This window comes from Bradyrhizobium sp. CCBAU 11361, assembly GCF_028128935.1.
Taxonomy (GTDB): Bacteria; Pseudomonadota; Alphaproteobacteria; order Rhizobiales; family Xanthobacteraceae; genus Bradyrhizobium; species Bradyrhizobium niftali.
In genome coordinates this window covers 1-17,509 of sequence record NZ_LBJZ01000135.1, presented here as the reverse complement: position 1 = coordinate 17,509, position 17,509 = coordinate 1, and the positions used below count along the sequence as shown (strand labels likewise).

Genomic DNA, 17,509 nt, shown 5'->3' with positions numbered 1-17,509 from the left:
GCTTGGCAAGCGTTGCTCTTCAACGCATTGGACGCACTATCCCTGAGGGAGTGGACAATCCATCGACATCTGATGAATCAATATGCTCCAATAGGGCGCTAACCGCTCGGCCAAAAAGCCGCGACGCCAGCGCAAATTTTGTGAGCATAGAGGGTTGCGAGTTGCCCACTCAACGTCTGGACTATCCAAACTTCAATCTGATCAGACTGATTGCTGCGAGTTCCGTCATTTTCTCCCATGCCTTCCTAATTGCCAACGGCGATGAGGCCGGCGAGCCGCTGGTGAAACTCTTAGGTAAAGGCAATATTCTGGGTATCTATGGCGTATTCACATTCTTCTTCATTAGCGGATTTCTGGTAACACTGAGCCTTCTCAATTCACCATCTGTGCTCAACTACTTTTGGCGTCGGTTTCTCAGGATCTATCCTGCCCTCGCCGTTTGTCTCGCCATAAGCGCTTTCGTTATCGGGCCGCTCTTCAGTACCAAGGGCACTGTGAACTTCTTCACATCATCAGAAGGCATCCGGTACTTCCTCGGAAATCTGTGGTGGCCAGGCAAGCCGCCGGGTATGCCCTCCGTCACATTGTATGACGAGCCGAGCGGCTGGCTCGGAGGCATGATCAACGGTTCGCTGTGGACGATTTTTCATGAATTAGCCTGTTATGTTCTGCTTGGCCTAATAGGGCTTTTGGGCGCGCTCAATGCTTGGGTTCTCGTGTTGATCTGCATGAGTATGGTGCTGATATCAGTCACCGGATTGACCCCAAATTCCGCGACGATTGGTGATTTCCTGCTGGTGGCTCCGGCGTTTTTCGCAGGTGCGGCCTTTTCCTCGCTCAAACTCCAGCACAAGAACTCAGTTTTCCGCCTCGCCAGCATGGTCGCTGCACTTCTCACCTTCTGCGTGGCGTACCGCTACAATGCAATGTTGCAGATTTTTCCTTTAGCCGGCGCACCGGTCATCCTCCTGATCGGGACATCACAACGGCTAAGCCTTCCGACACTGAGACAAGTAGGAGACATTTCCTATGGAACGTATCTCTATGGCTGGCCGGCCGAACAATTGATGAGGGCCGGAGTTGGGCCTGACGCATCTTGGAGCCTGATATTCTTGGGGGCGCTTTCCGCAGCTTACCTCGCTGGCTATTTGTCCTGGTGGGCAATCGAACGTCCCGCACTCCGCTACAAGATGGGCCTTTGGAACATTCCACTTCCTTGAAGGAGCAGGGACATAGCCGGTCACGGGAGCGGCCGACAATCGATTGGTGATATTAGCCTCACCGCTCAACCTTAAAAGCTAACTCCCTCAGGGCTACCGGCTCGCTCCCCTCAGGGGAGCGATCAACTTCCTTCAGGGCAGATTTTTCTGATCGACTTAGGAGCCCCTTGACCGCGATCGCCCGGAAGAGGTGACTCGTCTTTCTTCCGCCGCACGAAGGAGAAACGTTGGCACTTCGCAAGAGGGTTGTAGAAGATACGGCTTATACTTCAGGTAAGTTGCGCGTCGGCGTCTCGAGATCACCTCTCTGACACCATATCCGGCGGCAAAAGAGATCGCCGACGTGGCAACCAATATGATTGCGCCTAACATTGGCAGCGCGCCAGAATCTGGGCTTTGAAGATGCATTATTGCTGCGTTGGCAACGGGCCGCGTTTCAAGACAGGTCGTCCCCTGATCGCCGTTTTCACCTTACGTGGGGCGGTCTCCTTCGAGTTGATGAATCTCAAGTTGCAACACTGCCATCCCCTTCGGGACCAGCCGTCCGCCACTCCTTCAGGGCTGGCGCAGCGGAAAAGCTAGCGCCAGCGGCGGGATGTTCTATGGCCGCGCGAACGTTGCATGGGACGAAATGATAGGGAAGGTCGAGCACAATTAACGGTACACCAAGGCTCTTCAGGCGAACCCGGCCCCGAGCCTACAGTCCCAATCGGAAGACCGTTGGGAGCATGACCAAATCCTGCATTGCGTAGCGCCTGCTCCTTTGCGCCGCAGGACCCGCCCAAGACGTCGGCCTTTGCCGAAACATCGTCCAGGACAGCAATACAAAGGATTGAAAACCCCACAACTGTTCTTGCCCACATGAAGAAAATTTAGATGGGAGGGGGTCCTGTCGATTTGACGCATCTCAAGTTTTCAAATTTCAGACTTGGCCAACCCAGGAACGTCGGAGCCCGCGCAAGCTCGTGCTCGACGGCGGTCAGAGGGTCTCATTCCTTCGGTTCGGCCGCGAGGCGTCGAGCGTACCTTTGCATGGTTCGGCAGATGTCGTCGCCTCTCCAAAGACTTCGAAGGCTCTGCCGCCACCGAGCTAGCCTGGTTGCTCGCCGTCCATCTGAGGCTCCTAACTCGCCGCTTGGCCAGACCCTGAAAACGCCTACGCTTTTTGAGTCAGGCTCTCAGGATGAGGCGACCTCGATCCGGAACGACAAGCGCTCCTCCGCGCCGGCTGCGATATGCATCAGGCCGGGCTTGTCGCTGAACTCGCCGTCAAAACCGGCCGGACTGGCATAGCCGCGCCATGGCTCGATGCAGAGAAAGGGCGCGCCTGATGGTTTCGACCAGACGCCAAGCTCACGAAAGCCGTGCCAGGACATTTTCAGCCAGGGCCCGCTGGATGCGCCCGGCCCGGCCGCATAACGCACCGAATGGCTGTCGATGCGGTCGAAGATGACGGCATCATCGACGAACAGGGATTCGGACAGCGGAAGCACCGTGCCGCTGACCGGACTTGGCTCCGTTGCCGCGCGCAACAAGCCGCCGTCGAGACGGCGGACGGGAAACGACTCCGCGCTCGCGAAGGTCAGTGCATAGTCTTCCTTGGGCACGCCGGGCTGGAGCGGCCAGTTGAACGCGGGATGGCCGCCGAGCGACGCCGGCAATGTCTCCTGGCCAGTGTTGGCGATCGTGAGCGAGAGATCGAGACCGGCGGCGTCGATCGCATAGGTGGCCGTCAGGCGGAACGCGAACGGATAGAGCGCGCGCGTCGTCTCGCTGTCTTCGAGCACCAGCACACAGCGGCTCTCGCCGAGCTCAGCCCACGCGAAGCGGCTATCGCGCGCAAAGCCGTGCTGGGTCATCCGGTACGTCTTGCCCCGATGCCGCAATTCGTCGTTGGCGAGACGCCCGACGATCGGAAACAGCAACGGCGCGTGGCGCGGCCAGGCCGGTGCGGCCTGCCAGACGAATTCGATGCCGGCATCGCTCATCAGCGAGCACATCTCGGCGCCGTGCGCCTTGATGGTCGCGGTCAGCCCGCCGCTGCGGATCGTGTGCGTGTCGTCGGTCATGACAATCTCCATAGCGGCGGCAAGGCTGGCGGGCCGGGCGCCGTTGCCTCTGTGATCGATCTTATCGCATCGGAGACTATTTCGCCCGCCTCGGGAGGAGGCGGGCGAAAGGTCGCGAAAGCTCAGCTCTCCGCGGCGTGCTAGGCCTGAGGCGACCGCCCGACGCTCTCATAGACGAAGCCGGCCGCTTCCATCTCTTCGGGGCGGTAGATGTTGCGCAGATCGACGATGATGGGCTGCGCCATGGTCGCCTTCAGCCGGTCGAGATCCAGCGCGCGGAACTGCACCCATTCGGTGACGATGACGAGCGCATCGGCGCCTTGCGCGCAGGAATAGGCGTCCTCGCAATAGGTGATGCTGGGCAGCTCGCCCTTGGCCTGCTCCATCCCGACGGGATCGAAGGCCTTCACCTTCGCGCCCATGTCGATCAGGCCGGTCACCAGCGGGATCGACGGCGCATCGCGCATGTCGTCGGTGTCGGGCTTGAAGGTGAGGCCGAGCACGGCGACGGTCTTGCCGCGCAGCGAACCGCCGAGCGCCTGGCTCACCTTGCGCGCCATCGCGCGCTTGCGGTTCTCGTTGACGGCGAGCACGGATTCGACGATGCGCAGGGACACGTCGTAGTCCTGCGCGATCTTGATCAGCGCCTTGGTGTCCTTCGGAAAGCACGAGCCGCCGAAGCCGGGACCTGCGTGCAGGAACTTGGTGCCGATGCGGTTGTCCAGGCCGATGCCGCGCGCGACCTCCTGCACGTTGGCGCCGACTTTTTCGGATAGATCGGCGATCTCGTTGATGAAGGTGATCTTGGTCGCGAGGAACGCGTTCGCGGCGTATTTGATCATCTCGGCGGTGCGGCGCGCCGTGAACATCAGCGGCGCCTGATTCAGCGACAGCGGACGATAGATGTCGCCCATCACCTTGCGGCCGCGCTCGTCGGAGGTGCCGACCACGACACGATCGGGATACTTGAAGTCGCGGATCGCCGCGCCCTCACGCAGGAATTCGGGGTTGGAGGCGACGACGACGTCGGCTAACGGATTGGTCTCGCGGATGATGCGCTCGACCTCGTCGCCGGTGCCGACCGGCACGGTCGATTTCGTCACCACGACGGTGAAGCCGGACAGCGACTGCGCGATCTCTTTCGCGGCGGCATAGACGTAGGACAGATCGGCGTGGCCATCGCCGCGACGCGAGGGCGTGCCGACCGCGATGAAGACGGCATCGGCATCGGCGACCGGCTTGGACAGGTCGGTGGTGAAGTCGAGCCGCTTGGCCTTGACATTGCTCGCGACCAGCTCGTCGAGCCCGGGCTCGTAGATCGGGATCTCGCCGCGATGGAGCGCCGCGATCTTCTTCTCGTCCTTGTCGACGCAGGTGACGTCGTGACCGAAATCCGCAAAGCAGGCTCCGGACACCAGTCCCACATAGCCCGTTCCGATCATCGCGATTCGCATGAAAAACTCTTTCCGTTGAAGACGGATGTTCCACTGAACACCCTAGACCATTTCTCTATCCGACCGCTCGCCCAACATTAGGGCAGCCTGCATCACCTGCCGAACAAACCTTCACCGCTTTGCGCGAGGCAACGGCGGACATTTCCCAGAACGCGCCGCATGCACGCAATGCAGTCGACATATGCGACAGGTGCGCTGCACGTAACCATCGGCGTCCCGGTGCGGAACACGGCGTTGGCACGGATCGCGGGATCACACGCCATGGTACTTCCGATACCATTCGACGAAGCGGCCAAGGCCGTCCGCGATCGACGTCGAGGGCGAGAAACCGACGTCCCGCTGGAGGGCGGAAATGTCGGCTCTGGTCTCCAGGACATCGCCAGCCTGCATCGGCAGCAGCTTGCGGATCGCCGGCTTGCCGATGATCTTCTCCAGCGTCTCGACAAACTCGATCAGCTTGACCGAACGGTTGTTGCCGATGTTGTAGACCCGATACGGTGCATAGCTCGACGAATTTTCCGGCGCTTCCGCGTTCCACGCGGGATTCGGTGTCGCGGGGCGGTCGAGGGTGCGGATCACGCCTTCGACGATGTCGTCGACATAGGTGAAGTCGCGCCACATGTCGCCATTATTGAAAATCTTGATCGGCTCATTCGCGAAGATGGCGCGCGTGAACAGCCAGGCGGCCATGTCGGGCCGGCCCCACGGACCGTAGACGGTGAAGAAGCGCAGACCGGTCACCGGCAGCTTGTGAACATGCGCGAAGGTGTGCGCCATCAGTTCGTTGGCCTTCTTGCTCGCGGCGTAAAGGCTGATCGGGTGGTTCACCGAATGCTCGGTCGAATACGGCAAGGTGCGGTTGGCGCCGTAGACGGAGCTCGACGATGCGTAGACGAGATGCGCCACACCATGGCGCCGGCCGGCTTCGAGCACGGTGACAAAGCCGTCACAATTGGCGCGGATGCTGGTGATGGGATCGTCGATCGACGCACGCACGCCGGGCTGCGCCGCCAGATGCACGACGCGATCGGGCGAGACCTCGGCGAAAACGCGCGTCACCGCGGCGAAATCCGCAAGATCGATCTCGTGGAAACTGAACCCCGGACGGTGTTCGAGCGTTGCGAGGCGCGCACGTTTCAGCGCGGGATCGTAATACGGAGTGAGCGCATCGATGCCAACGACCTGCTCGCCACGCGCCAACAGCCGTTCACAAACGTGCATTCCGATAAAGCCGGCAGCACCGGTAACGATCACTGACCGCAAATTTGTCCTCTCATTCATTGCTCGAAACAATGCCAGACCAGGACATGAGAGGCAAGGTTTGGACAATCACCTCCTTGAGGAGACAAAAGCAACTGTCCCTGGGGGAACCCGCTCGTAGATTACCTATATTCGAGAAAGTGCGCGTTGCCCCTCTTAAGGTTGACTGGAGAGGTTAATTCCACCCAAGAGTCGTCGACCTGCCACGGAGTAGATATGTCCTTGCAACGAACGCAACGACGAAATGCTTGATTGAAAAACTGACCGAACGTTTGCATCCGTTCGCCGTCCTTGGCGAATTGGCGATCTCCTTTTGCCAATTGCGTTCTTCATCATCGTTGGTGTCGTGATGACCGCATAGATTGGTGCAATAGGCTGGGCCATTTGGTGCTTGATCGCATGGATATTTACTAGGAGATCGCGTGGGAGAGTTTGACGGCCCTTCTGGACATTTCATTCTTCGAATGTATGACCTTATTTGAAAGGAGGTTATTAGGCCGACGCTTCAGCTCTTACGCCTGAATGGCCTGGGCCGCCGCCGAGTTCTAACTTCGAGCGCTTGTCGACCCGCTTGTGTTTCAAGCAGACCAATGTTGCTGGTCACGACCTTTGATAGTCGTCTTCAATCCGGATGATGTCGTCTTCCCCGAGATAGCTGCCGGTCTGGACCTCGATCAGCTCCAGCATGATTTTGCCGGGATTCTCCATCCGGTGCACCGCGCCCATCGGGATGTAGATCGACTCGTTCTCGTGCACGGTCTTCACCGTCTCGTTGACGGTGACCCGGGCGGCCCCACGCACCACGATCCAGTGCTCGGCACGATGGTGGTGCTTCTGCAGCGACAGCCGCCCGCCGGGCTTGACCACGATGCGCTTGACCTGGTGGCGCTCGCCATTGTCGACCGACTGGTAGCTGCCCCAGGGCCGGTGCACCTTGAGGTGCTCCTCGGTGACCTTGGGCGCGACCGCCTTGAGCTTGGACACCAGCCGCTTCAGGCCGTTGGCATCCTTCTGGCGCGACACGAGCACCGCATCAGCGGTCGCGACCACGACGAGATCGTCGACGCCCTCGAGCGCGACCAGCGCGGCATCGGTGGTGACGTTGCAGTTGCGCGAATCCTCGAACACCGCGGCGCCGTCCGCGGCGTTGCCTAGCGCGTCCTTCTCCGACAATTCCCACACCGCGTGCCAGGAGCCGACGTCGGACCAGCCGCATGACACCGGCACGACGGCCGCGCGCGAGGTCTTCTCCATCACCGCGTAGTCGATCGAGATCGCCTTCGCCGAACCGAACGCCTCCGGCTCCAGCGTCACGAAGCCGAGATCGCGGCCGGCGTTGGTGACCGCATTGGCGACCGCCTCCACGCTGGCCGCATCGACCCTGCGGTATTCGTCGAGCAGGACGGTCGCCGGGAACATGAAGTTGCCGCTGTTCCAGAGATAGCCCGAATTGACGTAGTCGGCCGCCTTCACCGCGTCCGGCTTCTCGACGAAGCGCGCGACCGCGTGCACCTCGCCGGAGATCACCTCGCCCGGGCTGATATAACCGTACTCGGTCGCCGGCCGCTCCGGCTTGACGCCGAAGGTGACGATGCGTCCGGCGCTCGCGGCGTTAAGACCTTCGCGGCAGGCGGCGACGAAGGCGGCCTTGTCCTGCACCACGTGATCGGCGGCGAGCGCGAGCACGATCGCATCACTGGCGCGGTTCTGCGCGAACACCGCGCCCGCGGCGATCGCGGGGCCGGAGTCGCGTCGCATCGGCTCGAGGATCACGTCGGCCTCGATGCCGATCTCGGCGAGCTGCTCCAGCACCATGAAGCGGTAGGACGCATTGGTGATGACGATCGGACGATCGAACAGCGAGGCGTCCAAGACCCGCAGCAGCGTGTCCTGGAAGATCGAGCGGGTGCCGAACAGCGGCAGGAATTGCTTGGGGCGCACCTCGCGCGAGGCCGGCCACAGCCGCGTGCCGGCACCGCCGCACATGATCAGGGGGATAATTTTTTGAGACACGTGCGAGCTACTCATGTGAGGGGTTATACACGGTGATACTGTCGATACCATTCGACAAAGCGGCCGAGGCCCTCTGCAAGCGGCGTCCGTCGCGTTGCAAGGCCGAAATGTCGGCGCGTGTCTCCAGGACGTCGCCGGCTCGCATCGGCAGAAGCTGGCGGATCGCGGGCTTGCCGATGATCTTTTCCAGCGTCATCGGATTGACCGACCTGTTGTTGCCGATGTTGTAGACGAGATACGGCGCGTAACTCGTCGAGCATTCCGGCTGCTCGGCGTTCCACGCGGGATTCGGTGTCGCGGGCCGATCGAGCGTGCGGATCACGCCTTCGACGATGTCGTCGACATAGGTGAAGTCAGGCCACATGTTGCCATTATTGAAAATCTTGATCGGCTCATTGGCGAAGATCGCACGCGTGAACAGATAGGCGGCCATGTCGGGCCGTCCCCACGGACCGTAGACCGTGAAGAATCGGAGACCGGTCACCGACAGTCCGTGAACATGCGCGAACGTATGCGCCATCAGTTCGTTGGCCTTCTTGCTCGCGGCATAAAGGCCGACCGGATGATTCACCGAATGCTCGGTTGAGTACGGCAAGGTGCGATTGGCGCAATACACGGAACTCGACGAGGCGTAGACAAGATGCGCGACACCATGGCGGCGGCCGGCTTCGAGCACAATGAGAAAGCCGTCACAATTGGCGCGGATGCTGGTGATGGGATCGTCGATCAAGGCACGCACCCCCGGCTGAGCCGGCAGGTGAACGACGCGATCGGGCGAGACCTCGTCGAACACACGCGTCACCGCGGCAAAGTCTGCGAGGTCGATCTCGTAGAAGCTGAAACAGGGACGGTGGTTGAGCGTTTCGAGTCGCGCACGTTTCAATGCTGGATCGTAATATGGCGTGAACGAGTCGATACCAACGACCCGTTCGCCACGCGCCAACAGCCGTTCACAAACGTGCATTCCGACGAAGCCGGCGGCGCCGGTCACGATCACTGGCCGAAAACTTGTCATCTCATTCATTCAGCGAAGCAATGCCAGACCAAGACATGAGAGGCAAGGACATGACGACCAAGACAATCATCAAACCAAGCGGGTCTCTGTAAGCGCATCGAAATGTGTAGGAAACATGATGGCGTCATGCATTGTCGCATGCTATCCGCCTGCCAGGACGCTCGGACCATAGCGTCAGATGTGCACACCTCATAGATCGTATATTCGGCGCGATTGCCCACTCTTGAGGCATCGTTCGCGCGAAATACCCGCTTAGAAAAAAGATCGGCTTCGAAACTCTCCATCAACGGCAGATTCCTGTCACAGTCGCTCACGGACGTTCGGCGTTCCGCCGCCGAATTGATCAAAGCAATGGAGCGCTTGCTCGCGAGCGACGCGAGGCTCCGCAAGGTTGTAGATCTCGGTCGGTCGGATCTGCTGCACCACAGATTGCCAGGCGTCACGGACTTGTGGCATTTACCGCAAGTTGCAAAAATTTCGGATGGAATGTATTCTAGCATGTTTGCGTAGTTTGTCGTCGGCACCCGCTGCAAGTTAAGCGAGCTTGGTGCCCTTCGGTGCCCAAACCTGGCTGACAAGACCGGTACGGTCGTCGAAGTTAGCCTTCGTAGCACCGCATTACAGTGTTGTTTGATGGCGGCGCAAGACCGACCTGCCTGCACCAGGATTATTTATCCCGTCTATCAGGGTAACAGATCTTACGTGGCCTTCGAATGGAGTATGCGGGTTGCGATCTTGTCGGGATCTAAGCCTTGCGCCCTCGGTGATTTCGAATTCTCTGATACATCGATATCTACGACGAGCGTAATCCGCCGTGCCGAGCCGCGAGGAACCGAAAGTTTGCGGGGTGGTGGCGCCGCCGCTTGAGCAGCCGGGCAGACCTATCCACCGACAAAGCAGCCCCCTACTCGGTGTGGCCGATGACGGTCACACCGAGCGAGACGCGCGCGCCCTGCGCCAGTGCCCCACTGTTGGCCGCCCAGAAGGCGCTTCCACTCCGCGTCTTAAAGTTGCTCACGCATCAGGGTCTCCTCCAGAGACCTTGATGCACGATTGAGCCCACGCGAGAATCCTTATTGAGTACGACCCCTTGGCCGGCGGGCTGCCTTTGCTGCCACTCTCTCGTGCGTCTTCCTAGAGCCGCTCAATGATCATGAGCTTATAGCCGGTGACGGTTGCGATGACGGGCGTTCAGTAACGACATCAGAAACCCGCATTTGCTGATTAGACACGAGTCAACAGCCGGGTATCAAGCAAAGAGAAGGGGAGCAAGCAAGAGACATGGCTCAGAACGCAACCGGTGCCACGCCTTTTCCTCTCGGCGTCTTTGTCGGGAATCCGAACTATTATGATTTGACCGAGGAGGCGAGTTTCGAAGCAAACTTCAACGCCTTCTCGGACTTGATGAAAACGAAGCCGCAATTCCTCGACCAATATAGCGATCAGCGCCTGCCCATCTCAGGTTGGGTTGGTCAGGCGAGTTGGAATGCAGCCTCAATGGCCCAGTCGCCCGTGCTTAAAGGCGTTACGCCGGTGATCGGGTTGCCGATGACTTCGACCGCACCAGGCTCGGGAACTCCCGATCAGTTTTACAAGGACTTCGCGGCCGGAAAATACGATTCCGTTCTGAAAGGCATGGTCAAGACCTGGGCTGACCACGGTTTCGCGACACAGATCTGGCGGCCCGGTTGGGAGATGAATATCGACAGCATGCCGTCCTACGCCGGCAACGACGCCGCGACACGCGCGGATTGGGTCAAGGCGTTCCAGCACATCTCCACGGTCTTGCACGCCGCGGGCAAGGCCGAAGGAGTGAGCGTCCAGGTGGCGTGGAATCCGAGCGTGGTCAACTACAGCCACGCCGGCAACGTCATCCAGACTGCTTACCCTGGGAACCAGTATGTGGATATCATCGCCGCCGACGTCTATGGCGATGTCTTTCCCTACGGCTCGCCGACGCACCTCTATGACTGGGACAAGAGCGGGCAAGTCCTCAACTCGTCCCACCCGGTCTACGATTCTAGCGTCCAGCAATGGGCGTCGGATCCAGTCAACCTCCAACATTACTACACCTACCCGGCCGCCAACCAATGGTCACTCGATGGTAGCGTGGGCCATGCGACGACGCTTCAGGAGCTGATCAATCTCGCCAAATCAACCGGCAAGCCGTTCGCGATTGCCGAAACTGGTGCCGGTAACACGAATGATGGCGCGCGTCTCAGCGACAATCCGACATTCGTGAAGTGGCTGGCGGACACGCTGCATCAATCGGGGGTCCACGTCAGCTTTGTGAACATCTGGGATTCGAACTCCGATGGACAATATCGTTTCACCAGTGCCGCCGACCACAAGCCGCTGGAGGCCGCAGCGTGGGCGAGATATTTCGGCGACCCGCCTCCATCTACATCTCCGTCCACATCCAAATCGGCACTGGTGGCTACTGATTCATCGCACACACCGGTTGTTGCTGTCGCGGACACTCTTCCTGCGGCCGTGCCGACTCCAACGTCACCGCCGCAGACTAACGTGACCGATCATGCGACCGGCACCGGCCCGGAACATGGATGGTGGAGCGAGCATCACGACTCGATCGCGAATGGTGGAATGACGACGCCTGCGACCCACACAAGCATGAGGCTGGCAGCCCAGAGTTCTGCCTTGTTGAGTCAGATCGAGCACTTGGTCGCCGCGAGGGGCGGTTTGAACGCTGTAACAGCACCGATCACCGCGGCGGAGGCATCACATGTAGACGGCTCGACCGCAGCGTTCCTGGCAAGTCACGGCTTTGCGCTTCTGAATCAACATCTGGCCGGTAACGCCGGTCGGGTCGAGCCCGGTCAGATGGTGTTAACTGGGTCGAATAGCGCCACTTGGGCACAGGACTCAATTTTGACCAGACCGCAGCATTGATCCACTGCCGCGCCCAGCCACTCCATGCGGTCACTTGGGTGCGGCAGCCATCACCAACGTCCAGAGCGATCAGCACAAGGTAACCTCGACCGATTCGAGTGCCGCTTCGCGGGCGAGTTTGATATCATGACCGTCATCAGCCGGAAAATTCCGCAACGAAGCCAATCTGTCTTCGTGCTTCAGCCGCCCTCGCGTCTGAGGGGTCGAAGCGACCGCTTCTGTTTCGCCAGGGCGGCTCGCTCATAGCGCTCAAGGCTGCGAGGTGTTGTAGACGCACCGAGACGGGGCACTCCCAAATCGCGGCCAACATCTCCAGACGAACGTAGCGAATGCGCAACAGCTTCAGCTTACAACGCGCGAGGCGCGTCATGGATTCCGGCGCGATCTGATGCCATAGGCCAAGTCCGATCGCTGCAACCAAATTCTTACTCCGCCGTCCGGAGCCACACTCTCTTAGGACACGACGTTTCTGGCGTAACAGACCCGACCATGACCGAGCTTGAGAGCGCATCACCCTGGGGAGCCACCGACCACGAAGACAGCTATCACAGCTCCGGACAAATCTGCGCTGACAGATCGTGGGCAGCAGCTGCTAGCACACGGGTAATCTGGCATGGCTGAAGCCTTGTCGCCAATTAATCATGGCGGGAGCCTCGCGCCCCTGCGGGCCAACATCGACGGCCGACGAGGCCGCCACCGACCGGCCCTTCCTGGCCGTATCGGTCGACCGGTCAACCCCGGACAAAGGCCTGTGCATTCAGATCCGATGCCTCTTGAGCCCATGCCCCCAAGCCGGGTGGAGAAGGCAAGCACGTCGCGACCTGAAACGCGCCGTTCGTTGGCGTGGGGCACCAACTGGGCGACGGGCCTCAGCCTCATTACGGATGGTCGACGGCGCTGACGAGCAGCGGGCCATTCGGCCGGGACACCGTGACCTCAACCGTCGAGGTGCCTTCGTCATGCCGGTTCTTGCCCACCACGAGGAGGGTGAATCTGTCCGTCCCCGAAAAGTTCGGTTTTGCGAAGTAGCGGAACCCAGGGCCGACGAGGACGATCTCGCCGCTCTTCGGCTTCTCCGTCACCTCAACCTTGTAGATCTGCATCGTCGACCAGCGAAGTCCCTGGATGCAATCTGCCCCCGGCGCGATCGTCATCGACCATTCCATGGTGTCGCCCGCAAGCCTGTACGGCTTATTATCGCGCAAGCAATTAGGTGTGGCTTTGGTTTCAGACGCTGATGCGAGCAACATCAGCATCGCAGCGATAGCTGCACTAAATGAAATTCGTGACATGGTCGCCCCCCTTTTCATGAGGCGTCACTATGGACGATGCCGCTAAACGATATGTTAGGGAGCAGGGGGCCGGCTTGCCCGTTGGTGAATCTCGCATTAAGGAGAGGCGGATCGCCCTCCGGAAGCGCCCGAAATATAACTCTACCACAAGCTGCGCTCTTGAACTTCCAGCATTGATATTCGAGTGGACGCCGAAACGCCAAGACCAAACGCTAATTGGTCGTATTCGCCTTCGCGGTGCCGCCTCATTGGTTAGCAGAATTGACATATGGGGCATATAACGATTGGCTATGCAGCGCGGCCCAAGCGAGTGACGCTGGTGCGGCGCCGCTTGAACTTTTCCGATTGGTGGCGCGAAATTTGCTGTCGCTGAATTCGACGGATGGCCAACACCCGATTGGAGTGCTCTGTGCTCGGTCTCTTGATACTGTTTGTGGTGGCCGCATTGTTTTTCGGAGCGGGCTATGCCACGCGTGCAGCAGTCTCGCGAAAGCGGTACACTGAGTACCTCAAGTATGAGCCCTATCTCGGCGCTCCGCGAATGACCCGGCCACCAGCTTTTCTCATCCGCGGCAACACTCTCTCTGCCTCTGCGCCCTCAGACAATTCCGACGACCGCTCGTCCCGGGGGGCTGGTGGTCAGCCTCCACAAAAGAGCCTCTCTGAGGGCGACGCAGTGAGGCCTTCCAATTCAGAGAGTGCGCGACTCAAGCCGCAAACAATGCGTTAGGCTGAGGCCTTTGGCCACACGGCCGGTCGCGGACTATTGCGTGGCCTTTGCATGGATAAAAAATGAGCAGGTTGGTTTAGATTTGGGGTTGAACATTGTCGAAGCCTGCGTAGCTTGTGGTTGAGCGAATCGAAATTCTAGCGCTCCTCAAGAGCGACGTGCAATGCCTTCCATATCCATGCTCGACCGCTTGGCGCTAGGGTTGGGTACCTTGGCGCTACGCCTGACGTACGGTAGTTCGGGCGGCGGTAGTCGCGCGAGCTTCCGAAGGCTACAAAGATTTCTACCGCTAGTCGTACTGGCCGCTATTGCAGGCGGCGCGGCTGTCTTGCTGGTTTTGCGTTTCGTTGATCCAGATTGATGTTTCAGGCGATCGCGCGAGGTTATCCGGGTGAGAGCCCGCCGTTACGCAAAAATCCTTTTGACCGTAGCGCGGGTATCGTCGCTCAGGGCCTTAAGGTTGAGCGATTACCTAAATTTGCTCACCACACTGAGGGCTCCTTACCCTGGCGATATAGGTACAGGGCGCTGAGCGCCTTGGCGTTTTCCATGCGCAAGAATTTCTTGAAATCTCAGTGGTCCATTTTTTTCTGGAGCGGCTATCGAATTGCTGCAGAACAAGAATGTTTGCATTGCGCGAGCACTTGTCGCGTCGACGACGTTGGACTAACTCGTCGTCACGCGACGACATTGTCTGACTTAGATCTCTTGGTGTCGCCGTGCTTCGCGCTCGTTACGAGCACTATCGCGTAGGGTCCTTCTGGCTCAATTCCGATATCACCTCGAAGTACACCCACTTGACCGGAAATGTCCTGATTCCACACTAGCACGTAGTCCTCAAATTGACCGACACTTCTCCAGGCTGCGATATGGCAAACATGTATTCCCTGAAACTGATTTGGCTCCTAGCGGGGATAGGCATCGCCGTCACTCTCGACCTGCCGGGTAAATACGCGTTTGCAAGCCCAAGTGCCGAGACTGCTAGGAAGTGCATGCGCTATTCCTATCTTGTCTATCCATACAAGCGGCCGGGATCAGTCCGTGGAAGCGGTGATCGTCAAACATACTTCAGGGAATGTATGGCAAAGGATGGTAACGTCCCGGAGCCACCACCGCCGAACGGGTGAGTGCGCTATTGCCAGGGGCAACGAGCGGCTCCCAATGGATACCCTTTACTTCGCGTTGCTATCGTCGATCTTGCCCCCGTTAGCAACGCACTTGTTGAAAAAGGCTTGCTGATCGCGGCCGCTTCCCTTTGTACTTCCAGCTGCGGGGTTGCCGGATTCGCGGGGCGGAAACTGCTTGGCCATGAGTGCGCTGCACTTTCGGGCTACCTCGGCGGTGACGGCAAATGCTGGAATTCCGGTCGCAGCGAGGACAAGGTAAGCCAAGCCCAGCACCGCGATTTCGCGTCTTGGTATGAACGTCACCATCTTCTCCTTGCCGAACAGACAGCCGCTCCTTGAAGCCGCCGACGAATACTTTAGTTTCTTTTGGGGTATTTTGAACACTGAAATAAGGTTGCGGCCAACCGCCACGGGAGCGCCCAAATCGGCATGAGTTCGCAAGAGCTGCGGGAGCGCGAGGAAGAAGACGCCAATCAGGCCTCTAACGAGGTTCAATTCGCGCTGGTGATCGCTCGGATAATAGAAACGGTGAAGGCCGATCCTGAGCTTATGCGCCAGGCGGTCTATGATCTGGCGCGCCATAAGCTTCAGGAACAACTCGTTGATTCAAATCCGACAGATACCCAGCGCGCCAAACGTGCGCTCGAGACTGCGATCCACGGCGTAGAGGAATTGTCACGGCAGCAAGTCAGCCCGCCTGCACCATCTCCGGTACCACAGCTGAGTTCGGCTTTGCCGCGTAATCCGCCGCTAGGAGAAACCGGTCCCGAATCGGGCGTCGGGCCGAGCCATCCGGCAAATGGAGCCGACCGCCATCGCTTGTGGACTGTCATGACGTGGACCGCTGTGGTCCTGCTGATCGTTGGAACCGTCTTTACCGTTGCGATGCAACGCGAAAGCCTGAGGACGCTGGGACAGCCCCTCCAGAGTCAGGGGGGACAGGCGGTTACCCATAAAGCAGTCGGGACACCCGCCTCCGCAACGGCCAATACGGCCTTGAACCGGTCCCCACCGCCTCCTTCATTCCCGCGGCCGACCGACTACGGCGTCTATGCGCTCGGAGACGATTCCTTGACCGAACTTCGGCTGTTGCCCGGCCGGCCACCAGATGCGAGGGTCGCGGTCTCTGCCGCATTCAGACTGCCTGGCAAAGTGAGCCTGCCAAACGGACGTCCCGAGTTCATTGTCTTTCGGCGAGAAACCACTACCAACATATTGGAGCATGCCGAGGTGCGCGTAATCGCCAGGATTGCTCGCGAATTCTCGGCTGAGTCGGCAGGCAAGCGGCTCGACGATAACGACTCCTGGGTCATCAGAAATTTCTCTTATCCATATCGGGCTTCTCCCGTGCCAGATAGTCCAGAGATGTTCAGACTCCATAGCGAGGACCCGACACTGCAGCTTCCACCCGGCCAGTACGCGCTGATCCTCAAAAGCCAGTCCTATTACTTCAGCGTCGAAGGCGCCATTGTGGATCCTCGGCAGTGCATCGAGCGGGTCATCATCACCAGCGGCACTTTTTATTCAGCCTGCAAGAAACCATGACCCCTTGCCAAGCAATGGATGCAACCTACCTCCAGTGGTGGCGTTAGGTTGATACGGCCCCGTGTGGAGGCTCTTATGAGTGCCGCTAAACTGTTGCTAACCTCTGCTCTGATTTCGCTCGTGACTGTTCCAGCGTTTGCTCAAGGCACGCAGCAGAATGCGAATGGCCGACAGCAGAGTAATACGTCCCAGAATTACGTGCGGGGTTCGCGTTCCCCCGTAGCGACCCAACCTAGCAACAATCCATTCCAGAACCCCATCGGGCAAGGCGTGCCCCCGGCGGCCTCGGCCAACCCCGCTCTCAACAGCAATCGTACCTTTGCGCCTCGCTAGGATTTGTGAACGGGCCTTCGTCGCCACCGACCGCAATTTACTGTGAGGCGACGTCTACCTCAATCGCCGAGGTTCCGCCTATATGCAGCGAGGTTCCCTTGATCACAATCTTGAAATGGTCGGCCCCCTGTGCGGCCGGATCCGAAAAATAGCGGAATGAAGGGCCTTGCAAGACAAGGCGGCCCGATTTCGGCGGGTCTACAACCGCGATCGCGTCAATCATGATCGTCGACCAGCGTAGTCCCTGAATACATTCAGCGCCGGGCTTGATTTTGATCAACCACTGAATGGTGTCCGATCGCAGCTTGAAGGGTTGCGGATGCAGGATGCAAGTGCCCCCGGCTGACACCGGTAACGGATAGCACGCAAGAATTTGAACCAACAACGCAGCGATTATAAGATTTCGCATAATCCTCTGGCCCCCAACGGTCGTGCTTACAGACAATGCTCTTTTGTGAAAACCAAACTAGTCATCTGGAACGCAAGTTCGTCACATTAGTTGATAGCTCGAATCTCTACACAGGAGAGAGCTCGTGGCGAA

Annotated in this window: 10 protein-coding genes and 2 pseudogenes; 4 read left to right on the top strand and 8 right to left on the bottom strand. The window is 59.2% G+C overall.

The window, feature by feature from the left end:
• On the top strand, window positions 1-1,220 hold a 1,220-nt coding region (locus XI08_RS11505), incomplete at its 5' end, for an acyltransferase family protein (protein WP_271574465.1).
• A 1,015-nt stretch (window positions 1,221-2,235) separates the two neighbouring features.
• Window positions 2,236-2,370, top strand: a pseudogene (locus XI08_RS11500) (IS5/IS1182 family transposase); the annotation flags it as partial.
• Between the two features lie 28 nt (window positions 2,371-2,398).
• On the opposite strand, the gene XI08_RS11495 reads toward XI08_RS11500, so the two are convergent.
• The 5 genes and pseudogenes from XI08_RS11495 to XI08_RS11475 all read right to left on the bottom strand — a co-directional run bounded on the left by XI08_RS11495 (window position 2,399) and on the right by XI08_RS11475 (window position 9,031).
• Window positions 2,399-3,289 (bottom strand): aldose 1-epimerase family protein, encoded by an 891-nt coding sequence (locus tag XI08_RS11495; RefSeq protein ID WP_271574464.1) that lies wholly within the window; start codon window positions 3,287-3,289, stop codon window positions 2,399-2,401.
• A 140-nt stretch (window positions 3,290-3,429) separates the two neighbouring features.
• Complete coding sequence (locus XI08_RS11490; protein WP_271574463.1) at window positions 3,430-4,743, bottom strand: UDP-glucose dehydrogenase family protein; 1,314 nt, start codon at window positions 4,741-4,743, stop codon at window positions 3,430-3,432.
• Between the two features lie 252 nt (window positions 4,744-4,995).
• Window positions 4,996-6,006, bottom strand: a complete 1,011-nt coding sequence (locus XI08_RS11485; protein ID WP_271574462.1) for an NAD-dependent epimerase — start codon at window positions 6,004-6,006, stop codon at window positions 4,996-4,998.
• Between the two features lie 597 nt (window positions 6,007-6,603).
• The gene (locus tag XI08_RS11480) at window positions 6,604-8,016 is read right to left on the bottom strand and encodes a mannose-1-phosphate guanylyltransferase/mannose-6-phosphate isomerase (RefSeq protein ID WP_271574461.1); all 1,413 of its coding nucleotides are present in this window, start codon (window positions 8,014-8,016) and stop codon (window positions 6,604-6,606) included.
• A 23-nt stretch (window positions 8,017-8,039) separates the two neighbouring features.
• Window positions 8,040-9,031 (bottom strand): annotated as a pseudogene (locus tag XI08_RS11475) (NAD-dependent epimerase/dehydratase family protein).
• A 1,281-nt stretch (window positions 9,032-10,312) separates the two neighbouring features.
• Between XI08_RS11475 and XI08_RS11470 the strand changes: the two are divergent.
• Entirely contained in the window at window positions 10,313-11,941 is a 1,629-nt protein-coding gene (locus XI08_RS11470; RefSeq protein WP_271574460.1) for a hypothetical protein, read from the top strand.
• An 878-nt stretch (window positions 11,942-12,819) separates the two neighbouring features.
• Here the strand turns inward: XI08_RS11470 and XI08_RS11465 are convergent.
• On the bottom strand, window positions 12,820-13,233 hold the full coding sequence (locus tag XI08_RS11465; RefSeq protein WP_271574459.1) for a hypothetical protein: 414 nt from the start codon (window positions 13,231-13,233) through the stop codon (window positions 12,820-12,822).
• 1,902 nt (window positions 13,234-15,135) lie between these two features.
• Window positions 15,136-15,501 (bottom strand): hypothetical protein, encoded by a 366-nt coding sequence (locus XI08_RS11460; RefSeq protein WP_235885958.1) that lies wholly within the window; start codon window positions 15,499-15,501, stop codon window positions 15,136-15,138.
• Window positions 15,502-15,519: 18 nt separating this feature from the next.
• Between XI08_RS11460 and XI08_RS11455 the strand changes: the two genes are divergently transcribed.
• Window positions 15,520-16,635, top strand: a complete 1,116-nt coding sequence (locus tag XI08_RS11455) for a hypothetical protein (RefSeq protein WP_271574458.1) — start codon at window positions 15,520-15,522, stop codon at window positions 16,633-16,635.
• A gap of 370 nt (window positions 16,636-17,005) precedes the next feature.
• Here XI08_RS11455 and XI08_RS11450 read toward each other — a convergent pair whose 3' ends face one another.
• Window positions 17,006-17,248 (bottom strand): hypothetical protein, encoded by a 243-nt coding sequence (locus XI08_RS11450; protein ID WP_135179025.1) that lies wholly within the window; start codon window positions 17,246-17,248, stop codon window positions 17,006-17,008.
• Between the last annotated feature and the right edge of the window lie 261 nt (window positions 17,249-17,509).